The sequence below is a fragment of the Jezberella sp. genome (assembly GCF_964834465.1).
In genome coordinates this window covers 32,530-54,371 of the sequence record NZ_CBAZRM010000006.1, presented here as the reverse complement: position 1 = coordinate 54,371, position 21,842 = coordinate 32,530, and the positions used below count along the sequence as shown (strand labels likewise).

Annotated in this window: 23 protein-coding genes; 10 read left to right on the top strand and 13 right to left on the bottom strand. The window is 53.1% G+C overall.

The window, feature by feature from the left end; all coding sequences use genetic code 11:
- Positions 1-13: 13 nt before the first annotated feature.
- Genes AC1W8Y_RS05965 through AC1W8Y_RS05955 form a run of 3 tightly spaced genes read left to right on the top strand, consistent with a single transcriptional unit; the run spans position 14 to position 1,860 of the window.
- On the top strand, positions 14-694 hold the full coding sequence (locus AC1W8Y_RS05965; RefSeq protein ID WP_482013561.1) for an energy-coupling factor ABC transporter ATP-binding protein: 681 nt from the start codon (positions 14-16) through the stop codon (positions 692-694).
- The gene (locus AC1W8Y_RS05960; protein ID WP_482013560.1) at positions 691-1,290 is read left to right on the top strand and encodes an energy-coupling factor transporter transmembrane component T family protein; all 600 of its coding nucleotides are present in this window, start codon (positions 691-693) and stop codon (positions 1,288-1,290) included. Before AC1W8Y_RS05965 ends, AC1W8Y_RS05960 begins: the two co-directional genes overlap by 4 nt.
- Positions 1,291-1,302: 12 nt before the next feature.
- Complete coding sequence (locus AC1W8Y_RS05955; RefSeq protein ID WP_482013668.1) at positions 1,303-1,860, top strand: biotin transporter BioY; 558 nt, start codon at positions 1,303-1,305, stop codon at positions 1,858-1,860.
- On the opposite strand, the gene AC1W8Y_RS05950 is transcribed toward AC1W8Y_RS05955, so the two are convergent.
- The 11 genes from AC1W8Y_RS05950 to fdxA form a co-directional block, all read right to left on the bottom strand.
- Positions 1,857-2,729, bottom strand: a complete 873-nt coding sequence (locus AC1W8Y_RS05950; RefSeq protein WP_482013559.1) for a metal-dependent hydrolase — start codon at positions 2,727-2,729, stop codon at positions 1,857-1,859. The two genes, AC1W8Y_RS05955 and AC1W8Y_RS05950, sit on opposite strands and share 4 nt — an antisense overlap.
- A 35-nt stretch (positions 2,730-2,764) precedes the next feature.
- Positions 2,765-3,748, bottom strand: coding sequence for a branched-chain amino acid ABC transporter permease (locus AC1W8Y_RS05945; RefSeq protein WP_482013558.1), 984 nt, complete (start codon positions 3,746-3,748; stop codon positions 2,765-2,767).
- The gene (locus AC1W8Y_RS05940; RefSeq protein ID WP_482013557.1) at positions 3,745-4,632 is read right to left on the bottom strand and encodes a branched-chain amino acid ABC transporter permease; all 888 of its coding nucleotides are present in this window, start codon (positions 4,630-4,632) and stop codon (positions 3,745-3,747) included. The genes AC1W8Y_RS05945 and AC1W8Y_RS05940 overlap by 4 nt, the downstream gene beginning before the upstream one ends.
- A gap of 72 nt (positions 4,633-4,704) precedes the next feature.
- Positions 4,705-5,868: an ABC transporter substrate-binding protein gene (locus tag AC1W8Y_RS05935; protein WP_482013667.1), complete on the bottom strand. Its 1,164-nt coding sequence runs from the start codon at positions 5,866-5,868 to the stop codon at positions 4,705-4,707.
- A 158-nt stretch (positions 5,869-6,026) separates the two neighbouring features.
- Complete coding sequence (locus AC1W8Y_RS05930; protein WP_482013556.1) at positions 6,027-6,737, bottom strand: ABC transporter ATP-binding protein; 711 nt, start codon at positions 6,735-6,737, stop codon at positions 6,027-6,029.
- A complete protein-coding gene (locus AC1W8Y_RS05925; protein ID WP_482013555.1) occupies positions 6,734-7,507 on the bottom strand; it encodes an ABC transporter ATP-binding protein in 774 nt (257 codons plus the stop codon). The genes AC1W8Y_RS05930 and AC1W8Y_RS05925 overlap by 4 nt, the downstream gene beginning before the upstream one ends.
- Before the next feature lie 119 nt (positions 7,508-7,626).
- A complete protein-coding gene (nth, locus tag AC1W8Y_RS05920) occupies positions 7,627-8,265 on the bottom strand; it encodes an endonuclease III (protein WP_482013554.1) in 639 nt (212 codons plus the stop codon).
- Entirely contained in the window at positions 8,262-8,891 is a 630-nt protein-coding gene (gene rsxB, locus AC1W8Y_RS05915; RefSeq protein ID WP_482013553.1) for an electron transport complex subunit RsxB, read from the bottom strand. The genes nth and rsxB overlap by 4 nt, the downstream gene beginning before the upstream one ends.
- Before the next feature lie 10 nt (positions 8,892-8,901).
- Positions 8,902-10,131: a polyhydroxyalkanoate depolymerase gene (locus tag AC1W8Y_RS05910; RefSeq protein ID WP_482013552.1), complete on the bottom strand. Its 1,230-nt coding sequence runs from the start codon at positions 10,129-10,131 to the stop codon at positions 8,902-8,904.
- A 173-nt stretch (positions 10,132-10,304) separates the two neighbouring features.
- On the bottom strand, positions 10,305-11,135 hold the full coding sequence (locus AC1W8Y_RS05905) for a ferredoxin--NADP reductase (RefSeq protein WP_482013551.1): 831 nt from the start codon (positions 11,133-11,135) through the stop codon (positions 10,305-10,307).
- 5 nt (positions 11,136-11,140) lie between these two features.
- The gene (fdxA, locus tag AC1W8Y_RS05900) at positions 11,141-11,470 is read right to left on the bottom strand and encodes a ferredoxin FdxA (RefSeq protein WP_482013550.1); all 330 of its coding nucleotides are present in this window, start codon (positions 11,468-11,470) and stop codon (positions 11,141-11,143) included.
- Between the two features lie 131 nt (positions 11,471-11,601).
- Here fdxA and pncB point away from each other — a divergent pair, with 131 nt between their 5' ends.
- From pncB to accD, 6 genes are all read left to right on the top strand, one after another.
- Positions 11,602-12,777, top strand: a complete 1,176-nt coding sequence (gene pncB / locus AC1W8Y_RS05895) for a nicotinate phosphoribosyltransferase (RefSeq protein WP_482013549.1) — start codon at positions 11,602-11,604, stop codon at positions 12,775-12,777.
- Positions 12,778-12,801: 24 nt separating this feature from the next.
- Positions 12,802-13,152 (top strand): RidA family protein, encoded by a 351-nt coding sequence (locus AC1W8Y_RS05890; protein WP_482013548.1) that lies wholly within the window; start codon positions 12,802-12,804, stop codon positions 13,150-13,152.
- Between the two features lie 6 nt (positions 13,153-13,158).
- A complete protein-coding gene (locus tag AC1W8Y_RS05885; RefSeq protein ID WP_482013547.1) occupies positions 13,159-15,303 on the top strand; it encodes a RelA/SpoT family protein in 2,145 nt (714 codons plus the stop codon).
- 149 nt (positions 15,304-15,452) lie between these two features.
- Positions 15,453-16,652, top strand: a complete 1,200-nt coding sequence (gene trpB / locus AC1W8Y_RS05880; RefSeq protein ID WP_482013546.1) for a tryptophan synthase subunit beta — start codon at positions 15,453-15,455, stop codon at positions 16,650-16,652.
- 14 nt (positions 16,653-16,666) lie between these two features.
- Positions 16,667-17,527 (top strand): tryptophan synthase subunit alpha, encoded by an 861-nt coding sequence (gene trpA, locus AC1W8Y_RS05875; protein ID WP_482013545.1) that lies wholly within the window; start codon positions 16,667-16,669, stop codon positions 17,525-17,527.
- Positions 17,524-18,405 (top strand): acetyl-CoA carboxylase, carboxyltransferase subunit beta, encoded by an 882-nt coding sequence (gene accD / locus AC1W8Y_RS05870; RefSeq protein ID WP_482013544.1) that lies wholly within the window; start codon positions 17,524-17,526, stop codon positions 18,403-18,405. The genes trpA and accD overlap by 4 nt, the downstream gene beginning before the upstream one ends.
- A gap of 72 nt (positions 18,406-18,477) precedes the next feature.
- Here the strand turns inward: accD and AC1W8Y_RS05865 are convergent, their stop codons facing one another.
- Positions 18,478-19,329 carry an enoyl-CoA hydratase-related protein gene (locus AC1W8Y_RS05865; RefSeq protein WP_482013543.1) on the bottom strand — a complete coding sequence of 284 codons (852 nt, stop codon included), beginning with the start codon at positions 19,327-19,329 and terminating at the stop codon, positions 18,478-18,480.
- A gap of 2 nt (positions 19,330-19,331) precedes the next feature.
- Entirely contained in the window at positions 19,332-20,096 is a 765-nt protein-coding gene (locus AC1W8Y_RS05860; protein ID WP_482013542.1) for a TetR/AcrR family transcriptional regulator, read from the bottom strand.
- 106 nt (positions 20,097-20,202) lie between these two features.
- On the opposite strand from AC1W8Y_RS05860, the gene AC1W8Y_RS05855 reads away from it, so the two are divergent.
- Positions 20,203-21,828 (top strand): acyl-CoA carboxylase subunit beta, encoded by a 1,626-nt coding sequence (locus tag AC1W8Y_RS05855; protein WP_482013541.1) that lies wholly within the window; start codon positions 20,203-20,205, stop codon positions 21,826-21,828.
- Positions 21,829-21,842: the final 14 nt, after the last annotated feature.

Here is a 21,842-nt window from a genome sequence, read left to right as displayed (position 1 = left end):
ATAATCCCCATCCATGTTAATCCAGTTTAAAAATGTCACCGTTGAAAAAGACGGTCAAATCATTCTGCATGATCTTTCTTGCGAGTTGTCCGAGAGACGGGTGGGTATTTTAGGTGCCAATGGTTCTGGCAAGAGCACGTGGCTTCGGCTGTTTAATGGTTTACAACGCCCCGACCAAGGTCAAGTATTACTTGATGGGCTGGATGTCTCGGTGCACTTGACAGAGATTCGACGACGCGTCGGCTTTATTTTTCAAAACCCCGACAATCAGTTGGTGTTGCCGATTGTCGGGGAAGATATCGATCTAGGCCTCAAAAGGCGCTTTGCCGAGCGGGCGGTTAGAGTTCAGCACGTCCGTGCAGCGCTTGAGCAGGTAGCGGGCGAGCATTTGATTGATCGAGTGGTTCATACCCTCTCGGGCGGTGAAAAACAGCTCGTGGCTTTGGCGGCGGTGCTAGCAACATCACCAGAGATTCTCGTCTTTGACGAGCCCACCACTCAACTCGATCTCAAGCATGCGAGGCGTTTTGTACGTTTGCTCGCCGCACTGACACAGCCCTGTATCGTCGTGAGCCATGATTTGTCTCTGCTCAAAGAGATGGATCGTGTGCTGGTGATTGATCAAGGTCGCATCGTGCACGATGCTGACGCGTCGGCTGCGATCGCTTGGTATGAAACCGAGTGCGACAGATGAGCGTGAGACAAGGCCCGATTGATTCATGGTTGCACCGTCGGCGAGCGGGTGACAAGTTATTGTTTTTGCTCGTGGTGTCATCGCTGTTGTTAGGCGTGCAGACGCTTTTGCTGCAATCGTTCGCTTTTGTCTTTGCACTGTTAGTATTGGCAACGTCGAAGTTGTTGACGCCGCGGTTATGGCAAAGCGTCAAACCATTTTTCTGGTTCATGGTGGTGATTGCTGCTTACAGCACCTGGTTACAGGGATGGGTGCAAGCGTTAGTGACAAGCCTGAGAATGAGCACCTTGTTGTTGCTTGCCTTGGCGTTGTCAATGACAACGCCTGTTTCAGCCCTGATGGATGTCGTACAAGCCTTCTTAACGCCTATTGCTCGGCTCGGTTGGGTGGACAGCGAAAAAGTTGCCCTGACGTTTGGACTTACGCTGAGATTAATCCCCGAACTGTCCCTACAATGGCGTGAAATCCGCGAGGCGCAGATCTCACGCGGGTTAGATCGTCATCTATTGATTTGTATCGTGCCCATGATGGTACGGACGTTGAAACGTGCCCAAGACATCGCTGATGCCATCGATGCCCGGCAACTAAACAGGTAATAAAAATTGAAATTGAAAACGATTGATCTGGTGTTGATTGCCTTGATGACAGCGCTCTTGGTCGCCCTGTCACTGGTGCCACCCATGCCGATTGCGGTGATTCCCGTCCCTGTGACGCTACAACTGCTGGGGGTCATGTTGATTGGTTTGATGTTAGGGCCGCTGCGGGGGGCATTGGCGGTGTTGCTCTATGTGTCGATGGCCATGATCGGGATCCCTGTGTTACCTGGGGGGAGAGCCGGGCTCGCCGTTCTAACTGGGCCAACGGGTGGTTTTCTGCTGGGCATGATACCCGGCGCTGCGGTCGTCGGCTTGCTTGGCTATCGTTCAAAAAGCCCAGCGTGGGCGGTCAAATCCCCAGGTAGCCAAATGGCCTTGGGTACCTTTGCTGGGGTGATGGGTGGGGTGGTGGTGGTCTACGCGCTCGGCGTACCGTGGATGATTTGGGTCACAGGCCTCACGCCACTGAAGGCACTACTGGCCGTTGCGATATTTATCCCGATCGACGTTGCCAAGGCAGCGATCGCTTCAGTGCTGGCTTATCAGGTGAAGCGATCTATTCGGGTTTAGAAATTAACGGTTTGACCTTCAGTCATCCGGATTATCTTGATGTCACTGCCTTTCATGGCAGCTTCAAACTCAGCCAAAGTACCTGGCGTCATGGGGTTTGAGTTGTAGTGCATGGGCAAGACCATCTTGGGTTTGACCCACGTCTTGATCGCATAAGCGGCTTCTGTAGGCCCCATGGTGAAGTTGCCACCAATCGGGATCATGACGAGGTCGGGTTTGTAATACTGTGCAATAAACGACATGTCGCTAAACAAGCCGGTGTCGCCCATATGCCAGATTTTGAAACCGTTTTCTAACTCGATGATGAAACCAATGGGCTCGCCAGCCGCATAACTGACGGGCTTGCCCTGTGCATCTGGCCAAACGATCAAGGACGAGTGCTCAGCTTTGACCGCGGTGACCTTAATGCCATCGAGAGGCTTGACCGTGCCTGATTTGTTGAACCGATGGCCCAGTTCGCTTGGCAGGGCGCCAATGGTGACTAAGGGGGTCACCATATCTGCGGGGCCATACAGCTTGGTTTTATTCATCTTTGCTAATTCAGGGGCGTCACCTAAGTGGTCAACGTGCCCGTGGCTCACCAACAGCAAATCAATCTTACCGAGGGCAGCTAAATCATCTTTGTACTTGGCGGGGGCTTTGGGGCCACCTTTGATCCAGGGGTCGACCACGATCAATTTGCCACCAGGGGTCGTGATACGAAACCCAGCCTGGCCTAACCATTCGACTTGTATGGCAGGACGTACGTTCGACAGATCAGATGTCGTTTGGGTAGTTTGCGCTGCGACGCCAGCAACAAATCCTGCACCAGCCCAAAGCGTGACAAACGCCAGAGCGCAGTGCAAAGCGGTTCTTTTCAGAGAAATCATTGGTTATCTCAAAAAAAAGTTGAAATTGCAAAGCATCAAACTCGGGCGCTTCGACGACGATCGACCCAAGCATTGAGCTCACCCACTATCCCTTTGCGGAAAGCCAGTACGCAAATGACAAAAATCAAACCAATGACAATCGTGACGGACTCACCTAAATGGTTAAACCACTCGATACCCGTCCAAGCATAGATCGCGGCACCGAAATCCCCAACCTTGTTTTCTAACAAAACAATGATGAAGGCACCCACGACAGGCCCGACCAAGGTACCCATCCCACCCACGAGTGTCATCAACACCACCAAGCCTGACATTTGCCAGGTTGCATCAGAGAGAGTGGCAGACACAAATACCAGCGTTTTGGTGGCGCCTGCAAGCCCAGCTAGCATGGCAGACAGCACAAAGGCCAATAGCTTGTAATTATCCACGTCGTAACCGAGAGAGGTCGTTCTGGCTTCGTTTTCACGCAGCGCTTTGAGCACTTGACCGAACGGTGAGTGAACGATGCGCCAGATCAGAAAGTAAGCGAGCGCAAAGATACCCATCACGAGGAAGTAAAGGTTGTTATCGTTCTTGAGATCGACGAATCCGAATAACACCCCGCGTGGCACCCCTTGCAGACCATCTTCACCCCCGGTGAACTTGGCTTGCAGAAAGAAGAAGAACACCATTTGTGACATGGCAAGGGTAATCATCGCGAAATAAATACCGCTGCGTTTGATGGCGAGAGCACCGATCGCCAAACCAAGTAGCCCGGCGGCCAAGACTGAAACGACAATCGCCAGTTCTGGTGAGAATCCCCAAACTTTGATCGCGTGACCGAGCGTGTATGCCGATGTCCCGAGGAAAGCGGCATGGCCGAAGGAGAGCAACCCGGTGTAACCCAGTAAGAGATTAAAAGCACATGCAAACAAGGCGTAGCACATGACTTTCATCACGAAGATAGGATAAATCCCTGCTGCCGGCACGAGCGCCAGCAGGACCAGAAAGACAAGATAACCAAAAGCTTGACGATTCATTTTTCTTTACCGAAGAGCCCGGCGGGACGGAACAAGAGGACGATGGCCATGATGATGAAAACCACGGTGCTTGAGGCTTCAGGATAAAAAACTTTGGTAAGTCCTTCGATAATCCCTAAGCCGAGGCCAGTCACAATGGCACCAAGAATGGATCCCATGCCACCAATCACGACCACGGCAAACACAACGATGATGAGGTTAGATCCCATCAGGGGCGAAATCTGCAGCACGGGTGCTGCTAAGACGCCAGCAAACCCAGCGAGCGCGACGCCAAAGCCATAGGTGAGCGTTACCATCAAGGGGACATTGACCCCGAACGCTTCGACCAGTCGAGGATTTTCTGTCCCGGCGCGCAGTAAAGCCCCAAGACGGGTTCGTTCGATGATGAACCAGGTGAAGAAGCACACCACGACCGACGCGACAACCACCCAGGCGCGGTAATTCGGCAGAATCATGAAGCCCAAGTTAGTCGCGCCTCGAAGGGCGTCAGGTGTCGCGTAGGGCTGGCCGGACACCCCGTAAAAGCTTCGCAATAATCCCTCTAGCATCAGTGTGATCCCGAACGTCAGCAGCAGGCCATATAAATGATCAAGCTTGTAGAGATGCTTGAGCAGGAATTTTTCAATGAAGATGCCGAATATACCCACCAAGATCGGCGCAACAGCGAGCATGACCCAATAATTCAAGCCCAGATAAGACATACCCATCCAAGCAAGAAAGGCACCCAACATATAGAGTGCACCGTGCGCAAAATTGATGACGTTGAGAAGGCCGAATATAACGGCTAAACCGAGAGACAAAATTGCATAAAAAGAGCCATTCACCAGGCCTAGCAAGAGCTGGCCCAGAAAAGCTTGTATTGGGATACCAAAAATTGTCATCATCGTGTGTGGCGCAGCAAGAAAATAATCTGTACTAAAAGGCCCCTGTCGAGAGAGAACAGGGGCCTGAGAGTGTTACTTGGTCACGAGCGAGCAAGTCGACTCGGATAATTTGGTGAACACGTCTTCACCGGGCAGCGCCGCGAGCACTTTGTAGTAATCCCAAGGTGCTTTCGATTCGGCCGGTGTTTTCACTTGCATGAGATACATTTCATGAATCATGCGACCGTCTGCCCTGACGTAACCGTCTTTGGCAAAAAAGTCATTGACCTTGTTGGACTTCATCCATTTCATCATGGTCTCAGCGTCGTCCGAACCAGTCTCTTTGACCCCCTTCAGGTAAAAGCTCACTGAAGAGTAATCGGCAGCATGCAACATGGAAGGCTGATGTTTGCTGCGAGCGACAAATTTTTTCGTCCACTCACGCGAGGCGTCGCTTTGATCCCAGTACCAACCATCCGTCAGATACATGCCCTGTGTTGCTTTCAAGCCCAGTGCGTGGATATCATTAATAAACAGCAACAGGCCAGCCATTTTCATGGTTTTGGTGATGCCAAACTCGTCAGCCGCTTTAATAGAATTGACAGCGTCGCCGCCGGCATTCGCTAAGCCGAGAATTTGAGCGCCAGACCCTTGCGCTTGCAGCAGAAAGGAAGAAAAATCCGAGGTATTGAGCGGGGCTTTGACGGCACCTTTGATTTCACCGCCGTTCGCTTTGATCACGGCTGTTGTGTCACGCTCAAGTGCTTGACCAAAGGCGTAGTCAGCTGTCAAAAAGAACCAGGTTTTACCACCATCTTTAACGACTGCACCACCCGTGCCACGTGCCATCGCAACGGTGTCGTAGGCGTAATGAACGGTGTAGGGCGTACATTGCTTGTTGGTGAGATCGGAGGTGCCCGCACCAATTGAAATAAAGGGCTTTTTCTTCTCAGCAGCCACGGTTGCCAGCGCTAAATTTACGCCTGAGTTGGTGCCGCCGATCAACACGTCGAGATTTTTCTGATCGAACCACTCTCGGGCGCGTGCGGTCGCGATGTCTGATTTATTTTGATTGTCTGCCACCAGCAATTCGATTTTCTTGCCGTTGATACTACCACCGGCGTCTTCAATGGCCATGCGGATCGCCTCGGCGCCAGCGGGGCCGTCGATATCAGCGTAAACACCAGACATGTCGGTGATGTAACCAATTCGAATGACATCATCGGACACTGCCGCTGATGCGATTTGGGTACTCATACCGAGACCCGCCAAAAGCAGTGCTGCGCTCAAGTTACTTAATTTCAAGACATTCTCCTTGGTGGGCAAGTGCCAAAACTGGCTCATGCGCCGGTGCAAAATAAGGGATAACGGTGGTAACAACTATCAAGACTGCGATCATACAAGGAACTTCGGGCTTAAACCCCAAGCAGTTCGTTCAGGACGCCTTGTTTTGAAGCCAGCTCTTTAGCGTCGAAGTGCTCGACAATTTGCCCGTGCTCCATGACGTAAAAGCGATCCGCTAGCGGCGCCGCAAACCTAAAGTTCTGTTCGACCATCACGATGGTGTAGCCCTTGGCTTTTAGCGTCGTGATCATTCTCGCGAGTGCTTGCACGATCACCGGTGCTAAACCCTCTGAGATTTCGTCGAGCAGCAGCAGATTTGCACCCGTTCGCAGGATACGCCCCACTGCCAGCATTTGCTGCTCACCGCCAGATAAGCGAGTGCCAGGCGAGTTCTTTCGCTCAAGCAAATTGGGAAACATTTCATATATTTCTGACAACGACATACCGCCGCCCAGCGCGCCAACGGGGGGTGGCAAAAGCAGATTCTCTTCACAAGAAAGGCTAGCAAAAATCCCTCTTTCTTCTGGGCAATAACCGACCCCAAGGTGAGCGACTTTGTACGTGGGCATTTCAATGGATTCAGTACCGTGGATACGGATAGAACCTTTACGTGAGCCAGTGAGCCCCAGGATAGACCGCAGGGTGGTCGTGCGACCAGCCCCGTTTCGGCCGAGCAAGGTCACGACCTCACCTTGATTGACCGTCAAATCTACCCCGTGCAGGATATGAGATTCACCATACCAGGCGTTCAGGCCTGAAATCTCGAGCGCTGGCGTGGTCATGCGTGGGCTCCTTCGAGTTCGCCCTGGGTGGTGCCCATATAGGCCTCCATGACCAACGGATTGCGGGATACGCTGGCATAGTCACCTTCCGCGAGAACGGATCCTCTGGCCAGCACCGTGATTTGACTCGCGATTTTAGAAATCACACTCATATTGTGTTCGACCATCAGAATGGTGCGACCTTCGCTGACTCGTTTGATCAGCTGCGTGACTCGTTCGACATCCTCATGCCCCATGCCTTGCGTCGGTTCATCGAGAAGCATGAGCTCGGGCTCCATCGCGAGGGTCGTCGCAATTTCAAGGGCGCGTTTGCGTCCGTATGGAAGACTGCTGGTGATCGTGTCGGCAAACTCGCCGAGATCTACTTGATCTAGCAGTTGCCTTGCACGATCATTGAGTTGATCGAGGCAGCGCTCGCTGCGCCAGAAATGAAAAGACAGCCCCGTCTGCCGTTGCAGGCCAATACGCACGTTCTCAAGAACCGTCAGATGCGGGAAAACAGCAGAAATCTGGAACGAACGAATAATCCCGCGCCGGGCAATTTGCGCAGGGCGATCTTCAGTAATGTCGATGCCGTTGAAATGAATCTTGCCTCGAGTGGGTGCCAAAAATTTTGTGAGCAAGTTAAAGCAAGTCGTCTTGCCTGCCCCGTTAGGGCCAATTAATGCGTGAATGTGCCCGCGTTGGACGCTGAGCGCGACATCGTTGACGGCTACAAAGCCGCGGAACTCTTTGGTGAGCCCCTGAGTCTGAAGAATAATGTCGCTCATGCTGGAGATTCCGAAAATACCGATATAGATGTTCGAGTATGAGCAAATGTGACTAAAACTTCAATTCGGGTTTGTCATAGTGCCCAATTTTCGCTCGGACGACTTGACTTTAGGTTAACTCACTGTGCCTTGGTCTTGTTTCGATATTCGCATAGATCGGCGATGCCGCATTGTGGGCACTTGGGTGTTCTTGCGACACAGACGTAACGCCCTTGCAAGATAAGCCAGTGGTGGGCGTCAAGCAGGAATTCTTCGGGGATAAATTTGAGGAGTTTCTTCTCGACGGTGAGGACATCTTTGCCCGGGGCGATCCCCGTTCGATTGGACACTCGAAAGATATGAGTATCGACCGCCATTGCCGGCTGACCAAAGGCTGTATTCAGCACGACATTGGCGGTTTTTCTACCAACGCCGGGCAAGGCCTCTAGCGCTTCTCTTGTTTGTGGCACTTCTGCGTCGTGCCGCTCGATCAGCAAAGCACAGGTGCTGATGACGTTCTTAGCTTTGGTTTTGTAGAGACCGATACTTTTAATGTAATCACATAACCCAGCTTCACCGAGCGCGAGCAGGGCGTCAGGCGTGCCGTAGCTTGGGAACAATTTGCGTGTGGCAAGGTTGACCGATTTGTCGGTCGCTTGTGCCGACAAGATAACGGCGATCAACAACTGAAAGACGCTCGCGTACTCAAGTTCTGTCGTGGGGCTGGGGTTCGCCGTCCGTAAGCGAGAGAAAATTTCGTGCCGTTTGAGCTTGTTCATGGGTCTGCGCGGCGCGCGCGCGCGCGAGCGAGCATTTGAGCGATCAGCGCTTGCTTGTCCTCTTGAGTCGCCGGCGAACCCACCGGTGAGGCGTTGGAAGCCGCATCCGGTGAAGCGTCAGGAGGATCAAATCTGAGCGTGTCGGGCGTGTTGGTTGCTCTGTTCAGACGCGCAAGGTAGCGCCCTTTGGCGAGTGAGGCATCGGCCGATGTCCAGGCTCGCTCGGGTTCAACATCCACCATGCTGATGCAATCCACCGGGCAGGGGGGAAGGCATAAATCGCAACCTGTGCAGTGATCTGCGATCACGGTGTGCATGCGTTTCGCCGCACCGACAATGGCGTCAACCGGGCATGCCTGTATGCAAAGCGTGCACCCAATACAGTGTTGTTCGTCAATGACGGCCACCTGTAGGCGACGATGCGTGCCACAAGTAAGATCCAGCGGGATGGCATCCTGCTTCAGCAGTCTGGCCAGTTTGATGATGCCATCATCCCCACCTGGCGGGCATCGGTTGATCGCCGCCCCACCTGAGGCAATCGCCTCAGCGTAAGGTCGGCATCCCTGATAGCCGCATTTTGTGCACTGGGTCTGAGGCAGCAGATCGTTGATCTGATCGGCTAGCATACGAAAACCATCAGGCCTGGCGGATGAACTCGGCTATCTGCGGACAAATGGCGTTGCGCCAGCGGCTACCCGAAAAAATACCGTAATGGCCACAGTCAGGCGCGGTGTAATGCTTTTTGCGAGCACTCGGGATGTTTTTACACAGATCTTGAGCGGCTCTGGTTTGACCTTCGCCAGAGATGTCGTCCAATTCGCCTTCGATCGTGAACAAGGCCACAGACTTGATATCTGCTGGTTTTACGAGCTTTCCGTCGACTTCCCAAGTGCCGTTGGGCAAATCGAAATCCTGAAACACAATGCGGATGGTGTCCAGATAGAACTCAGCGGGCATATCCAGCACGGCGTTGTATTCGTTGTAGAAACGGCGGTGTGCTTGCGCATCGTCATCATCGCCCCGCAACAGATCGAGGTAGAAATCGTAGTGAGATTTCATATGGCGATCAGGATTCATGGCAATGAACCCGGCGTGTTGCAGAAACCCGGGGTACACCCGACGACCAAAGCCTGGATGGCGCGGAGGAACGGGATGAATGACTTGATCCTCAAACCACTCATAGGGCCGCGTGGTCGCCAGCCGGTTTACTTGAGTGGGTGAGCAGCGGGGGTCGATTGGCCCCCCCATCATGACCATACTTTTTGGCAATGCTGGGCTCTTGTCCGACGCCATGAGTGAAATCGCGGCAAGCACTGGAACGGTTGGCTGACAAACTGAAATGACGTGCAGGTCTGGCGCCAGGTGTTCTACAAACGTGCGAACCAATTTGACGTAATCGTTCAGGTGGAATGGGCCATGAGACAACGGGACCATGCGTGCGTCTACCCAATCAGTGACATAAACGTCGTGGTTCTGGATAAGGGCTCGGACGGTATCGCGCAAGAGTGTTGAATGATGACCCGACAGTGGCGCGACCACCAGGACTTTGGGCTGTGTCACGGCGGTCTTGGCGGGAAGGTCTCGCGCAAAATGGATCAAATTGCAAAAGGGCGTCGCCAATTCCGTCTCGATCGTGACAGCGACTTTGTTGCCGTTGACTTCAGTCTCGGTCAACATCCATTCGGGCTTTTCGTAGCGTCTGCCCAAGCGATGAATCAGTTCGTAACCCGCAGCAAGGTTGCGCGCCAACGGTGTGTAGGCAAGTGGGCTGCTAGGATGAGAAAATAGAGCTGAGCTGATATTTGCAAAGGCAGCCATCGGCCCGAGGATTGCGTGCTGTACTTCATCATGCAACTTATAAAGCATGCCGGTGTCCCAATAATAGTTGTGATTAGCGTTGGTAGATTACTATGGCTCAAACTTATTATCGCTCAAACCAATGCTGCGCCGCAACAAGTCGAGTGAACTAAGTGTTTTACCTCTGCTTTGTGGCTAAAGTACGACGAACAAAGTCCATTTGTGCGCGTTAATACTAGGAATCACCAGTAGTTTTCAACCGCAAGATTGCCCGGCACGCCACGGCGGCCCGCAGCGAACCCTTGCGCAGCCAGCAGTGCGCGCATGTCGGTCACCATCGCAGGATTGCCGCACAACATGATTCGCGATGTTTCAGCGTTGAGCGGTACTTGCAATCTTTGCTCAAGCTCGCCGGTGGATAGCAGGTCTGTCATTCGTGCGGCAGTCGTGAGCGTCGGGTGGACGTGGGGTGACAGTGCTTTGTCGGTCGGCTCTCGCGAGGTCACCGGTAAATAGATGAGCGATTTGCCAGCTTGTATCATCTCGAGCAACTCCTCGCGGTAAGCAAGCTCGTTGGCTTGCCTTACCCCATGAATGAGAATCACTCTTTTAAATTTGGACCAGACCGCGTCATCTCGCAGCATCGCAAGGTAGGCCGATAGGCCAGTGCCGGTGGAGATCAACCAGAGGTCTTCTCCGTCGATAAACCGCTCAAGGGTCAAAAATCCATAGACAGTCTTATCGACGAAAATCCGATCACCAACGCAGAGCTTCGCCATGGGTGGACTGAACGTGCCGTTGGGGACGAGCACCGACAAAAACTCAAGTTCGTCGTCTGCCGGGGCGGATACCATGGAATACGCGCGCCACTGGTTTGGGGTTACACCACCGCTCTGATCATCGACTGAGAGCCCTAGTCTCGCAAATTGACCCGGTAAAAAATTGAACGCTGTATCGCGCGTGACGCGCAGCGAAAACAATTTCTCATCCAGCCAGACCTTGGTCGCGGTCACCGTCTGGGTGGTGTACCGAAGGTCGTTATTGGCCTCGCTTGCGTCGCTCGCGTTACCCAAGCTAATTACCTTTCAAGGTATTTGAGTTTGTCGGTCATGCCGTTCCAGTTGTCAGCATCAGGAAGTGGCTTTTTCGACCGACTAATGCTGGTAAACGCGGGCGAGTTCACCAGCTCGGCGTTCAGGGCGATGAATTTAACTTGATCCGCGGGCAAATCTTCTTCAGCGAAAATAGCGTTTGCAGGGCACTCAGGGATACAGACTGCACAGTCAATGCACTCGTCGGGATCGATGATGAGAAAGTTCGGCCCCTCTCTGAAGCAATCGACCGGACAGACATCGACACAGTCGGTAAATTTGCATTTGATACAGTTTTCAGTCACGACGTGCGTCATCGGGCTCACCAGCGTTTAAAGTTATTTGCAGAAGTACAGATCAGGGATTTTACCTAATCGTGCGAAAGAGGCCCGAAAAGCCCTATCGATCATGGCGGCTATGCTATGGTTAGGCTCATTGTTGAAAAATCATGATTATTAAGTCACTACTCGATACCGACCTGTATAAGTTCACGATGATGCAGGTTGTTTTGCATCATTTTCCGGCCGCACAGGTTGAATACCGGTACCGTTGCAGAACGCCCGGGGTGAACCTGCGCCCCTACATGGAAGAAATCCGCAGCGAAATCAGAGCGTTGTGCCAGCTGCGGTTTACCCAACAAGAACTAACCTACTTAGGTGGGTTGCGCTTTATCAAAAGCGATTTCATTGACTTTCTCGACTTTTTTCAACTGTCTGAAAAACGAATTGAAGTCACTGAAGGCCAGAACCCCGGCGAGATAGAGATTACGGTCAAAGGGTCATGGCTGCACACGATTCTTTTTGAGATCCCCGTGTTGGCGATTGTCAACGAAGTATATTTTCGTAACGTTTGCCCTAATCCGCCTTGGGAGGAGGGCCGCAAACGGCTACAAACCAAGATGCATCTTGTTCTCGATGCCCCCGATCTCGCGCAGTTCAGAGTGGCAGAATACGGTACACGCCGCCGGTTTTCGCATGCCTGGCATGAAGAAGTTGTCTTGACCATGAAGGCCCAGATGGGCGAACACTTTGCTGGCACCAGCAACGTTTGGTTTGCCATGAAGCATGGGGTCACCCCCTTAGGGACGATGGCGCACGAGTACCTTCAAGCCTGCCAAGCGTTGGGCCCCCGACTGAGAGATTCTCAAGTATTTGCGTTAGAGACATGGGCAAAAGAGTATCGGGGTGACCTAGGTATCGCCTTATCCGACGTGTATGGGCTTGATGCCTTTCTACGCGATTTCGACATGTACTTTTGCAAACTGTTTGATGGTGCGCGGCATGATTCTGGGGATCCGTTGGATTGGGGCGAGCGAATGCTGGCCCACTACGCCAACAATCGCGTCGACCCCAGAACCAAAACCCTGGTGTTCTCTGATGCATTGACGATTCCGCGCGCCATTGAAATCACTCGGCGTTTTGCGGGTCGGTGTAAAACTTCTTTTGGTATTGGTACCAATCTCACCAACGATTTGGGGCACGAACCTTTGCAGATTGTCATGAAAATGGTGAGATGTAATGGTCAGCCTGTCGCTAAAGTGTCGGATGCACCCGAGAAAACGATGTGCGATGATCAAGCCTACCTTGCCTACCTGCGGCAAGTGTTTGAACTACCCCCTGTTTAAATGTAAGTTACTGAAGGAGTCTCAATGAGCGACATTACTCGAGTCAACGTAGGAAAGCGTCTTTCCGATATGGCCGTGCACGGCGGCGTGGCTTATCTGGCAGGTCAGGTCGCCGATGATGTGACGCAGGACATCACCGGTCAAACGGCACAGATCTTGGCAACCATCGACAGTTTGCTCGCGCAAGCTGGTACCAACAAGACCCGCATTCTGATGGCTCAGATTTTTGTTGCCAATATGAAAGAGTTTGACGGCATGAATAAAGCGTGGGACGCTTGGGTTGCAGAGGGCTTTGCCCCGCCGCGCGCGACCATCGAAGCACGATTGGCAAATGCTGATTACAAAGTTGAGATTGTGGTGACGGCAGCCGTCTAAGCGGGGATGAAAGAGGACGCCGATTTACTCGGCAGGGTGAGGCAATGGGCTGAGCCCCGCTGCGCAGCGCTCGAGACCCCGGCTGGCGAGTCTTATTTTGCTCACGCGACGGGGTCTGCAGACATTTTGCGAGATATTCAGGCCGATGCGGTGACTCAGGCTGCTGCGTTGTTGATCGGCCTTCCTGAGGCGGTTGGATCTTCGCAGCACGACGAAATAAGTCAGACCTTTGGCGCTGAAATTGCGTCCTTGGTTCAAGGCACCAAGGCCTTGCTGCGGCTTGGCTCCATCGTGAGCGGCGCGGATTCAACGGCGTCCGATAGCAGTGGTCAAAAAGAAATGTTGCGCAAGATGCTGTTGGCGATGGCTGCTGACTTGCGCATCGTGCTGATTCGCCTTGCGTCCCGACTTCAAACCTTACGCTGGTTTGCTGCATCGAAAACCCCGTGCGATCCCCTTCTGGCACGCGAAACGCTTGATTTGTACGCACCATTAGCTAATCGCCTGGGCATCTGGCAACTTAAGTGGCAAATGGAAGATCTGGCCTTTCGTTTTACCGACCCTCAGCGCTATAAAGCGATCGCTGGTTTGCTTGAAGAAAAGCGAGTCGAACGTGAGCTATTTATACAAGCGTCGATCGATCAGCTGACTCGATCGTTGGCCGAGTTAGGCGTAAAGGCGGAGGTCTCGGGTCGACCCAAACACATCTACAGTATCCATAACAAGATGCTGACGAAACAGATTGAATTTAGCGAGCTGTTTGATGTGCGAGCGTTGCGAATCATTGTTGATGACGAGCGCGATTGTTACACGGCCTTGAGCGTTGTGCATGAGCGCTGGGTGCCCGTTTCTAACGAATTCGATGATTATGTATCGCGCCCTAAACCCAATGGTTATAGGTCTCTGCATACCGTTGTCGCAGACGATCAAGGCAGACCATTCGAGATCCAGATCCGCACGCAAGCCATGCACGAGTTCGCTGAATTCGGGATGGCGGCCCACTGGCGCTACAAAGAGTCTGGTGCAAAAGGGGGACAAGTCAGCGCCTCAGGTCGCTATGACCGTCAACTGGCCTGGATGAGGCAGCTGCTTGCCTGGAAGGCCGATGCGGGCGGCAAGGGGACCACCTCAATCCCCTTGGCCGTCCCTCAAGACGACCGGATCTATGTCCTTTCTCCCCAAGCCCGCGTGATTGAACTCCCCGTGGGGGCGACAGCGGTCGATTTTGCTTACCACTTACATTCTGACCTGGGACACCGTTGCCGAGGGGCTCGCATTGACGGTCAAATGGTGCCACTGCAAACCAAATTGCAAACGGGGCAGACGGTCGAAATTGTGACGACGAAATCGGGAGGACCTTCTCGCGATTGGCTCAATCCACAGCTTGGCTTTCTGGCCAGTCATCGGGCCAAGGCTAAAGTACGAGCGTGGTTCAATGCCATCGAGTTGCAGCAACGCGTCGTGCAGGGTCAAGTGCTGGTCGAAAAAGAATTGCAGCGCTTAGGTAAAACCGCCGTTAATCTGTCTCAACTTGCACAACAACTCGGGTTTGCCAATGCTGAAGATCTATACGTCTCGGCGGCAAAAGAAGAATTCAGTCTGCGGCAGATTGATAGTGCCTTCCAACCGGTCGAAGCGCCCCAAGAGATCGGGGCACAGGATTTAGTTACCCATCATTCGAGTGCCGGCAATGCGGCGCAGGGTGGCAAGAGCGGTGTCTTGGTGGTTGGGGTAGATTCTCTATTGACCCAGTTGGCGCGTTGCTGCCGCCCAGCGCCACCCGATCAGATTCAAGGCTTCGTCACGCGCGGTCGCGGCGTTTCGGTTCACCGAACCGACTGCTCAAGTTTTACTGAGTTGCGGGCGCGACAGCCTGAGCGAGTCATTGACGTCGCGTGGGGCGCGGTTGCCACGGGCGTCGTTTATCCCGTTGATTTGCTTGTGCAGGCGCAAGACCGTTCAGGCTTGCTGAGAGATCTTTCCGAAGTTTTCGCTCGACTCAGACTCAACGTGGTCGCCGTCAATACTCAGAGTAAACGGTCGTTAGCCCAGATGGGGTTCACCGTTGAAGTGCATGATGGCGTCGAGTTGCAACGTGGCTTGCAAGCATTGATGGATGTCAAAGGCGTCATGAGTGCCACACGGCGCTAAACCAGGCGATCGTTCGAGAGGCAAACTCAGCGTAAGCCCCTACCGACACTAGCGATATTTATTGGCACATACTGCTAAACTTGACGATTGAGTGCTGTGGATGAATGGCATATTGTTGCCTACATCAGTCCTTTTTTGGGGAGCCCGTTTTGAAACCCTATGATTTTCCTGATGCCCGCGGGCACTTTGGCCCTTACGGCGGTGTTTTTGCTGCTGAAACCTTGATGCAGGCGATCGAACAACTGCGTGTCGCGTACGAAAAATATCGCTACGACCCCGACTTTCTCGCTGAATTTGCCGACGAGCTCAAACACTTTGTAGGCCGTCCAACGCCGGTTTATCACGCCAAACGCTGGTCAGAAGAGATGGGGGGGGCGCAGATTTGGTTCAAACGCGAAGACCTCTGTCATACCGGTGCGCATAAGATCAACAACAGCCTGGGTCAGGCCCTGTTGGCCAGACGCATGGGCAAAAAACGCATCATCGCAGAGACGGGTGCTGGCCAACACGGTGTTGCTACCGCCACCGTTTGCGCACGCTACGGGATGGAGTGCGTGGTCTACATGGGCAGCGAAGACGTCAAGCGTCAGGCGCCTAATGTCTACCGCATGAAGTTGCTGGGTGCGACGGTTGTCCCCGTCGAATCCGGGTCTAAAACCCTGAAGGATGCGTTGAACGAAGCGATGCGTGACTGGGTCACCAACGTCGACGACACCTTCTACATCATCGGTACTGTGGCTGGTCCACATCCTTACCCGATGATGGTGCGTAACTTTCATTCTGTGATTGGCAATGAATCCATTGAACAGATGCCACTCTACGCAGGTAAGCAACCGGATTGCGTCATTGCTTGCGTCGGTGGCGGCTCTAATGCCATGGGGATTTTCCACCCCTACATCCCGCACGAGGGCGTCAAACTCGTGGGGGTTGAGGCTGCAGGCGAGGGCATTGCGACAGGCAAACACTCTGCCTCACTGACCGCAGGGACTGTGGGTGTCTTGCATGGCAATCGTACTTATGTTTTGCAAAATGAAGACGGTCAGGTGATTGAGACTCACTCGATTTCTGCTGGTCTGGATTACCCAGGCGTTGGTCCCGAACATGCCTGGTTAAAAGACAGTGACCGCGCATCATATGTCAGTGTGACAGACGAAGAGGCGTTGGCAGCTTTTCATCATTGTTGCCGCATCGAAGGGATTATTCCGGCCCTTGAGACTTCACACGCACTCGCACACGCAGCCAAGCTGGCGGCGACCATGCGTCCCGACCAAGTTATTTTGGTGAGCTTGTCAGGTCGGGGCGACAAGGATATGAACACAGTCGCTCAACACTCAGGTCTGACGCTGTAAAGGTTGATAGGTAGATGTCTTTGAATATAAATCGTATCGGTCGCGCGTTTACCCGTGCCGCCACTCAAAACCGCGCTGCGCTGATCCCTTATATCGCTGCGGGCAATCCATTACGTGAATCAACCGTGCCGCTGATGCATGCGCTCGTTCAAGCGGGTGCTGACGTCATCGAATTGGGTATCCCTTTTTCGGATCCCCAGGCAGACGGTCCTGTGATCCAACGTGCGTCAGAACATGCGATCCGACTCGGCGTGGGCTTGAGGCACGTGTTGGATATGGTGGCTCAGTTTCGTGAAACCGATCAACAGACCGCCATCGTTTTGATGGGCTATGCCAATCCGATTGAGCGCATGGGACAAAAGGCGTTTGCCGAAAAAGCCCAGGTGGTTGGGGTTGATGGCTTGCTGGTGGTTGATTACCCTCCTGAAGAAATCACGCAATTCGCCGACATGTTGGCCCAGCATCACATTGCCCCCATCTTCTTGTTGGCACCAACCTCGACAGAAGACAGAATCAAAGCCGTTGGCCAGATGGCCAAGGGTTACGTCTACTATGTGTCGCTCAATGGGGTCACAGGTGCGGGTAACCTGGATGTCAATGATGTGGCGACACGCTTGGCGGGTATTCGCAAGCACGTCACTTTACCTGTCGGTGTTGGCTTTGGCATCAGCGATAGTCAGAGCGCGCAGCAAATCGGTCAAGTCGCCGATGCCGTGGTGATTGGCAGTAAGCTGATCGACACCATGACAAAGGCTTGGGCAGGTTTGCCAGTCGATCAACAGTCTGACGCGGCGATCAAGGCAGGCGCGGCTTGGTTGCATACGATACGCCTGGCGCTCGATCAGGGGCGTGGGGCCACTGGGAGGCACTCATGAGTTGGTTGGGTAAATTACTGCCGCCTCGAATCAATAAGGCGTTGCCGGCAGATATCGCTGCAAGAAGAGTACCTGAGGGACTGTGGGCGAAATGCCCGTCGTGCGAGGCGGTCCTTTACAGCGAAGACTTGTCAGCAAATTTACACGTCTGTCCAAAATGTGATCATCACATGCGGATCAACGCCCGCACCCGACTTGATTCGCTACTGGACATAGAAGGGCGTGTTGAGATCGGCGCCGACATCCAGTCAGGTGATCCGCTTGTGTTCAAAGACTCGAGAAAATATCCGGATCGTCTGAAAGAAGCGGTTGAGCAAACCGGTGAAACAGATGCGCTGGTCACGATGAGTGGGACGATCATGACCATTCCCTGCGTAGTCTCGTGCTTCGAGTTTCAATTCATGGGCGGCTCAATGGGCTCGGTCGTGGGTGAGCGCTTTGTTCGCGGTGTTCAAACAGCCATTGAGCACCGTATCCCGTTTATTTGTGTCGCAGCCTCAGGTGGCGCACGCATGCAAGAGAGCCTTTTCTCGCTCATGCAAATGGCCAAGACCAATGCCATGCTGACTCGCCTGTCTGAAGCGGGCCAACCGTTCATCAGTGTCTTGACCGATCCGACCATGGGTGGTGTTTCTGCCAGCTTTGCTTTTATGGGTGACGTGGTGATCGCTGAGCCCCGTGCCTTGATTGGCTTTGCTGGGCCGCGTGTGATTGAATCGACTGTGCGCGAAAAATTGCCCGAGGGTTTTCAACGGTCAGAGTTTTTACAGCAGAAAGGTGCCGTAGATATGGTGGTTGATCGTCGCCAGCTGCGCCAAGAAATCGCCAAGTTATTGGCGCTGCTGACCAATCAAGCGATTGACGCGGTGGTTAGTTAGACGAGCGTCAATCGTGATGATGAAAGCAACCCAGGCACTGTGATCAGGTCTGGGTTTTTTGTTGTCTTGAACTTACCAAACCATGAGGGCTTCACGCGGAAAACTGGTCTTCCAAGAGGCAGGGCGTTTTTCGCGCAACGCGGTTAAGCCTTCGTGTGCTTCATCACGCATGGCTTGCGCAAAGGCGGTCGCGCAATCATCGAGCAGTGTGGTGAGCCCCCGCTCGGAAACTGCCCAATCATTGCGGTAAGACAGTCGCTTGGTTGCCATGACTGCATTTGGGCCGCAGGCACTGATGTTGTCGAGGACGGCTACCAGTCGGTTGCGCATGGCATCCATATCCGGCTCAACAAAATCGACCAGACCTAGCTGCAAGGCGTCGCTTGCGTTGAACCTTTCGGCGGTTAGCATCAATCGGCGCGCGGCTTTAGCGCCGATACGTTCAATCACGAATGGTAGGATCTGTGCCGGCAGTAAACCCAGTTTGGCTTCTGTGAAGCAGAATTTGGTGTCGACAATCGCCATCGAGATGTCAGCAGCGGCCACTAAGCCAGCACCGCCACCCATGGCTGCCCCTTGAGCGGCAACCACCACTGGTTTGGGAAACTTTCTTAATTGCTCTAAAAAAGTCCCAAAGGAGCGATTGCTGGTCGCGATGGGATCGCTACCATCTGCATTCATCGGCGCCGCCAAGCGCTCTTGGAAATTGCCAAGATTACCCCCGGCACTAAAAACTGACCCGTACCCTCTGAGCACCACTGCGCGTATGCTGGGATCGAGGCTGGCTTGATCAATGGCCGATGAGAGTGCTGCAACGACATTTGGCCCAAGCGGGTTACGTATATCTGGCTGGTTGAAGGTCAAGAGCAAAAAACCCGCAATGGTTTCTTGTTGGATGGCCTCGTCTTTTTCGCTGGTATTCATGGTTAACGTTTTCTCTTTTTCGTGATTGACTTCGCGTTTGGGTCGATATCAGCAGACGGTAAGCTGTGTTCAGGGGCTTGCAGCATGCCGGCAAAGCTTTTGCTGATGTCCAGAACACCGCGCTGCAGCAGTGAGGTCGCCTTTGCCTTTGATAATCCCTCGGCGCGCGCTTCAAGGTTGGCAAGTAGATAAGTTACTGATCTCACCATCAATGCCCACCGAAGGCGAAAAGTTGCTTCAGATAAATGCTTCACTTCTTGTTGCACTAATCCCGCAATTTGCCTCATGCCTGTGTCGAACTTGCCTTTGATAAAGCCCGGTAAGTCAACACCGCCATTCACGAAACTATGCGCTAAGAAACGCCGGAAATAGCTGTGGCCGTGGTGAGTGATGATCGGTTGAACGCTCGGCCAAATGAATACGCTCAGCAGTTCAACGACACGATCTGACGTTTGATGAGGTTGCTCTAAAAAATGAGCCAGGCGTTGCGCTCGATCTTTTTCGATTTCGATCATGCGGTGTTCGCAAATCGCATAAATCAAGGCATCCCGAGAACCAAAGTGATAGTGAATGGTCGAGGCATTGCGCTGGTTTGCTTCAGCCACAATTTGCCGAATCGATACACCGAGTAATCCGTTCAGGGCGCAAAGCTTTTCAGCTGCGCGTATTAACTCAAGCTTGGTTTCGATTGAACGTACTTGCGCAGAAGGGTTTGAGGTCGGCGTTTTGGCTGAAGAGGCTGGCGAAGATTTTATTTTCTGACTCATTGTTTGACCATCGACTGTTCGGTCGGCGTTTGACGAAATAATTCAATCGTATTATATTTTAATGCAACAAAAACCATAAGCTATCTTAGAGGCAAAGCGCTCCCGTATGCAAGTTTTCTCAACCGCCATTGACTCATTTTCGGCCGCCTATCGTGAGCAACGTGCCGCGATGCATGCGCTGATCGATGAGGTGAAGTCGCTACAGCAGCGCACCGTCATTGCGTCGCAACGTGCCGCAGACCGCTTTGCAAAACGAGGGCAGTTGTTGCCTCGGGATCGACTAGCCAGGCTGCTCGACCCCGGTCAACCTTTTCTTGAATTGATGAGTCTTGCGGGCTATTGCGGCATCGAAAATCCAGATCCCGCAACCAGTATTCCTGGCAGTGCGGTCATCGCTGGCATTGGCTTCATTCATGGCGTACGCGTCATGGTGGTGGTCAATGACTCGGGCATCGAGGCGGGCGCGATGCAGAACATGACTGGTCGAAAGATCATGCGCTGTCAAGAAATTGCCTTAGAGAATAAATTACCCTTCATCCAATTGGTTGAAAGTGCTGGTGCAAATCTGCGTAGTTATCGAGTTGAACGTTTCGTCAATAGTGGTGGCATGTTTCGCAATCTTGCTCGCTTATCTGCTGCAGGGCTACCGGTTATCTCTTGTGTGCACGGCTCTTCGACGGCGGGTGGTGCCTATTTGCCTGGTCTTTCGGATTATGTCGTGATGGTGCGCGGTCGGGCGCGTGCGTTTCTCGCGGGCCCGCCGTTGCTGAAGGCTGCAACGGGCGAAATTGCCACCGAAGAAGACTTGGGTGGCGCTGATATGCATGCAACTGTTTCAGGTCTTGCTGATTTTGTGGCAGAAGACGACGCCCATGCCATTACACTCACACGAGAGATTGTGCGCAATCTAGACTGGAATCGCGACAAAGCTCTCGGCGAGACGCGTTCGTTTTTATCGCCTGCGCTGGATATTGATGAACTTGTTGGCATTATGCCAACAGACACGCGAAAACCCGTCGATATGCATGAAGTGATTGCCCGTTTGGTGGACGGCTCAGTGTTTACCGAGTTCAGAGCGAGTTACGGGTCAGCAACGCTTTGTGTTCAAGGGTTTTTGGAAGGGCATGCGGTAGCCTTTATTAGTAATAACGGACCGCTTGATCCGCAAGGGGCAACCAAGGCGGCGCAGTTTATTCAGTTGTGTGATCAAGCAGGCACGCCGATTGTTTATTTGCAGAACACCACGGGCTTTATCGTTGGACGAGCCTCAGAAGAAGCTGGCATGATCAAGCATGGGTCAAAAATGATTCAGGCGCTCACCAACGCTCGTGTTCCGCAAATCACCTTTTTGTGTGCCTCGTCTTTTGGTGCAGGGCATTACGGCATGTGTGGACGAGCCTTCGGACCTCGCTTCGTCTTCAGTTGGCCCAACGCAAAAACAGCCGTCATGGGTGGGCAGCAAGCTGCTGACACGATGGAGATCGTCGCTATGGGGGTGGCGGCCCGCAGAGGCGAGGCGCCTGATCGGGCAGCACTTGATCAGCAGAAGCAGGCCATCATTGAAAATTTTGAACGACAGTCTGGCGCCATTCACACCAGTAGTCTGATGCTTGATGACGGCCTCATCGACCCGCGAGACACACGTCGCGTGCTCGCACTGACGTTATCCACGTGCCGCGAGGCGCAATCGAAAACGCTCAATCCTATCCAGTACGGCGTAGCTCGGTTTTAAATTAAAAAAGATAT

Bases quoted from the DNA above. Each gene is read 5' to 3' on its own strand.
- AC1W8Y_RS05965 (WP_482013561.1), top strand. From the start codon at position 14: ATGTTAATCCAGTTTAAAAATGTCACCGTTGAAAAAGACGGTCAAATC.
- AC1W8Y_RS05960 (WP_482013560.1), top strand. From the start codon at position 691: ATGAGCGTGAGACAAGGCCCGATTGATTCATGGTTGCACCGTCGGCGA.
- AC1W8Y_RS05950 (WP_482013559.1), bottom strand. From the start codon at position 2,729: ATGATTTCTCTGAAAAGAACCGCTTTGCACTGCGCTCTGGCGTTTGTC.
- AC1W8Y_RS05945 (WP_482013558.1), bottom strand. From the start codon at position 3,748: ATGAATCGTCAAGCTTTTGGTTATCTTGTCTTTCTGGTCCTGCTGGCG.
- AC1W8Y_RS05940 (WP_482013557.1), bottom strand. From the start codon at position 4,632: ATGATGACAATTTTTGGTATCCCAATACAAGCTTTTCTGGGCCAGCTC.
- AC1W8Y_RS05935 (WP_482013667.1), bottom strand. From the start codon at position 5,868: ATGAGTACCCAAATCGCATCAGCGGCAGTGTCCGATGATGTCATTCGA.
- AC1W8Y_RS05930 (WP_482013556.1), bottom strand. From the start codon at position 6,737: ATGACCACGCCAGCGCTCGAGATTTCAGGCCTGAACGCCTGGTATGGT.
- AC1W8Y_RS05925 (WP_482013555.1), bottom strand. From the start codon at position 7,507: ATGAGCGACATTATTCTTCAGACTCAGGGGCTCACCAAAGAGTTCCGC.
- nth (WP_482013554.1), bottom strand. From the start codon at position 8,265: ATGAACAAGCTCAAACGGCACGAAATTTTCTCTCGCTTACGGACGGCG.
- rsxB (WP_482013553.1), bottom strand. From the start codon at position 8,891: ATGCTAGCCGATCAGATCAACGATCTGCTGCCTCAGACCCAGTGCACA.
- AC1W8Y_RS05910 (WP_482013552.1), bottom strand. From the start codon at position 10,131: ATGCTTTATAAGTTGCATGATGAAGTACAGCACGCAATCCTCGGGCCG.
- fdxA (WP_482013550.1), bottom strand. From the start codon at position 11,470: ATGACGCACGTCGTGACTGAAAACTGTATCAAATGCAAATTTACCGAC.
- pncB (WP_482013549.1), top strand. From the start codon at position 11,602: ATGATTATTAAGTCACTACTCGATACCGACCTGTATAAGTTCACGATG.
- AC1W8Y_RS05890 (WP_482013548.1), top strand. From the start codon at position 12,802: ATGAGCGACATTACTCGAGTCAACGTAGGAAAGCGTCTTTCCGATATG.
- AC1W8Y_RS05885 (WP_482013547.1), top strand. From the start codon at position 13,159: ATGAAAGAGGACGCCGATTTACTCGGCAGGGTGAGGCAATGGGCTGAG.
- trpA (WP_482013545.1), top strand. From the start codon at position 16,667: ATGTCTTTGAATATAAATCGTATCGGTCGCGCGTTTACCCGTGCCGCC.
- accD (WP_482013544.1), top strand. From the start codon at position 17,524: ATGAGTTGGTTGGGTAAATTACTGCCGCCTCGAATCAATAAGGCGTTG.
- AC1W8Y_RS05865 (WP_482013543.1), bottom strand. From the start codon at position 19,329: ATGAATACCAGCGAAAAAGACGAGGCCATCCAACAAGAAACCATTGCG.
- AC1W8Y_RS05860 (WP_482013542.1), bottom strand. From the start codon at position 20,096: ATGAGTCAGAAAATAAAATCTTCGCCAGCCTCTTCAGCCAAAACGCCG.
- AC1W8Y_RS05855 (WP_482013541.1), top strand. From the start codon at position 20,203: ATGCAAGTTTTCTCAACCGCCATTGACTCATTTTCGGCCGCCTATCGT.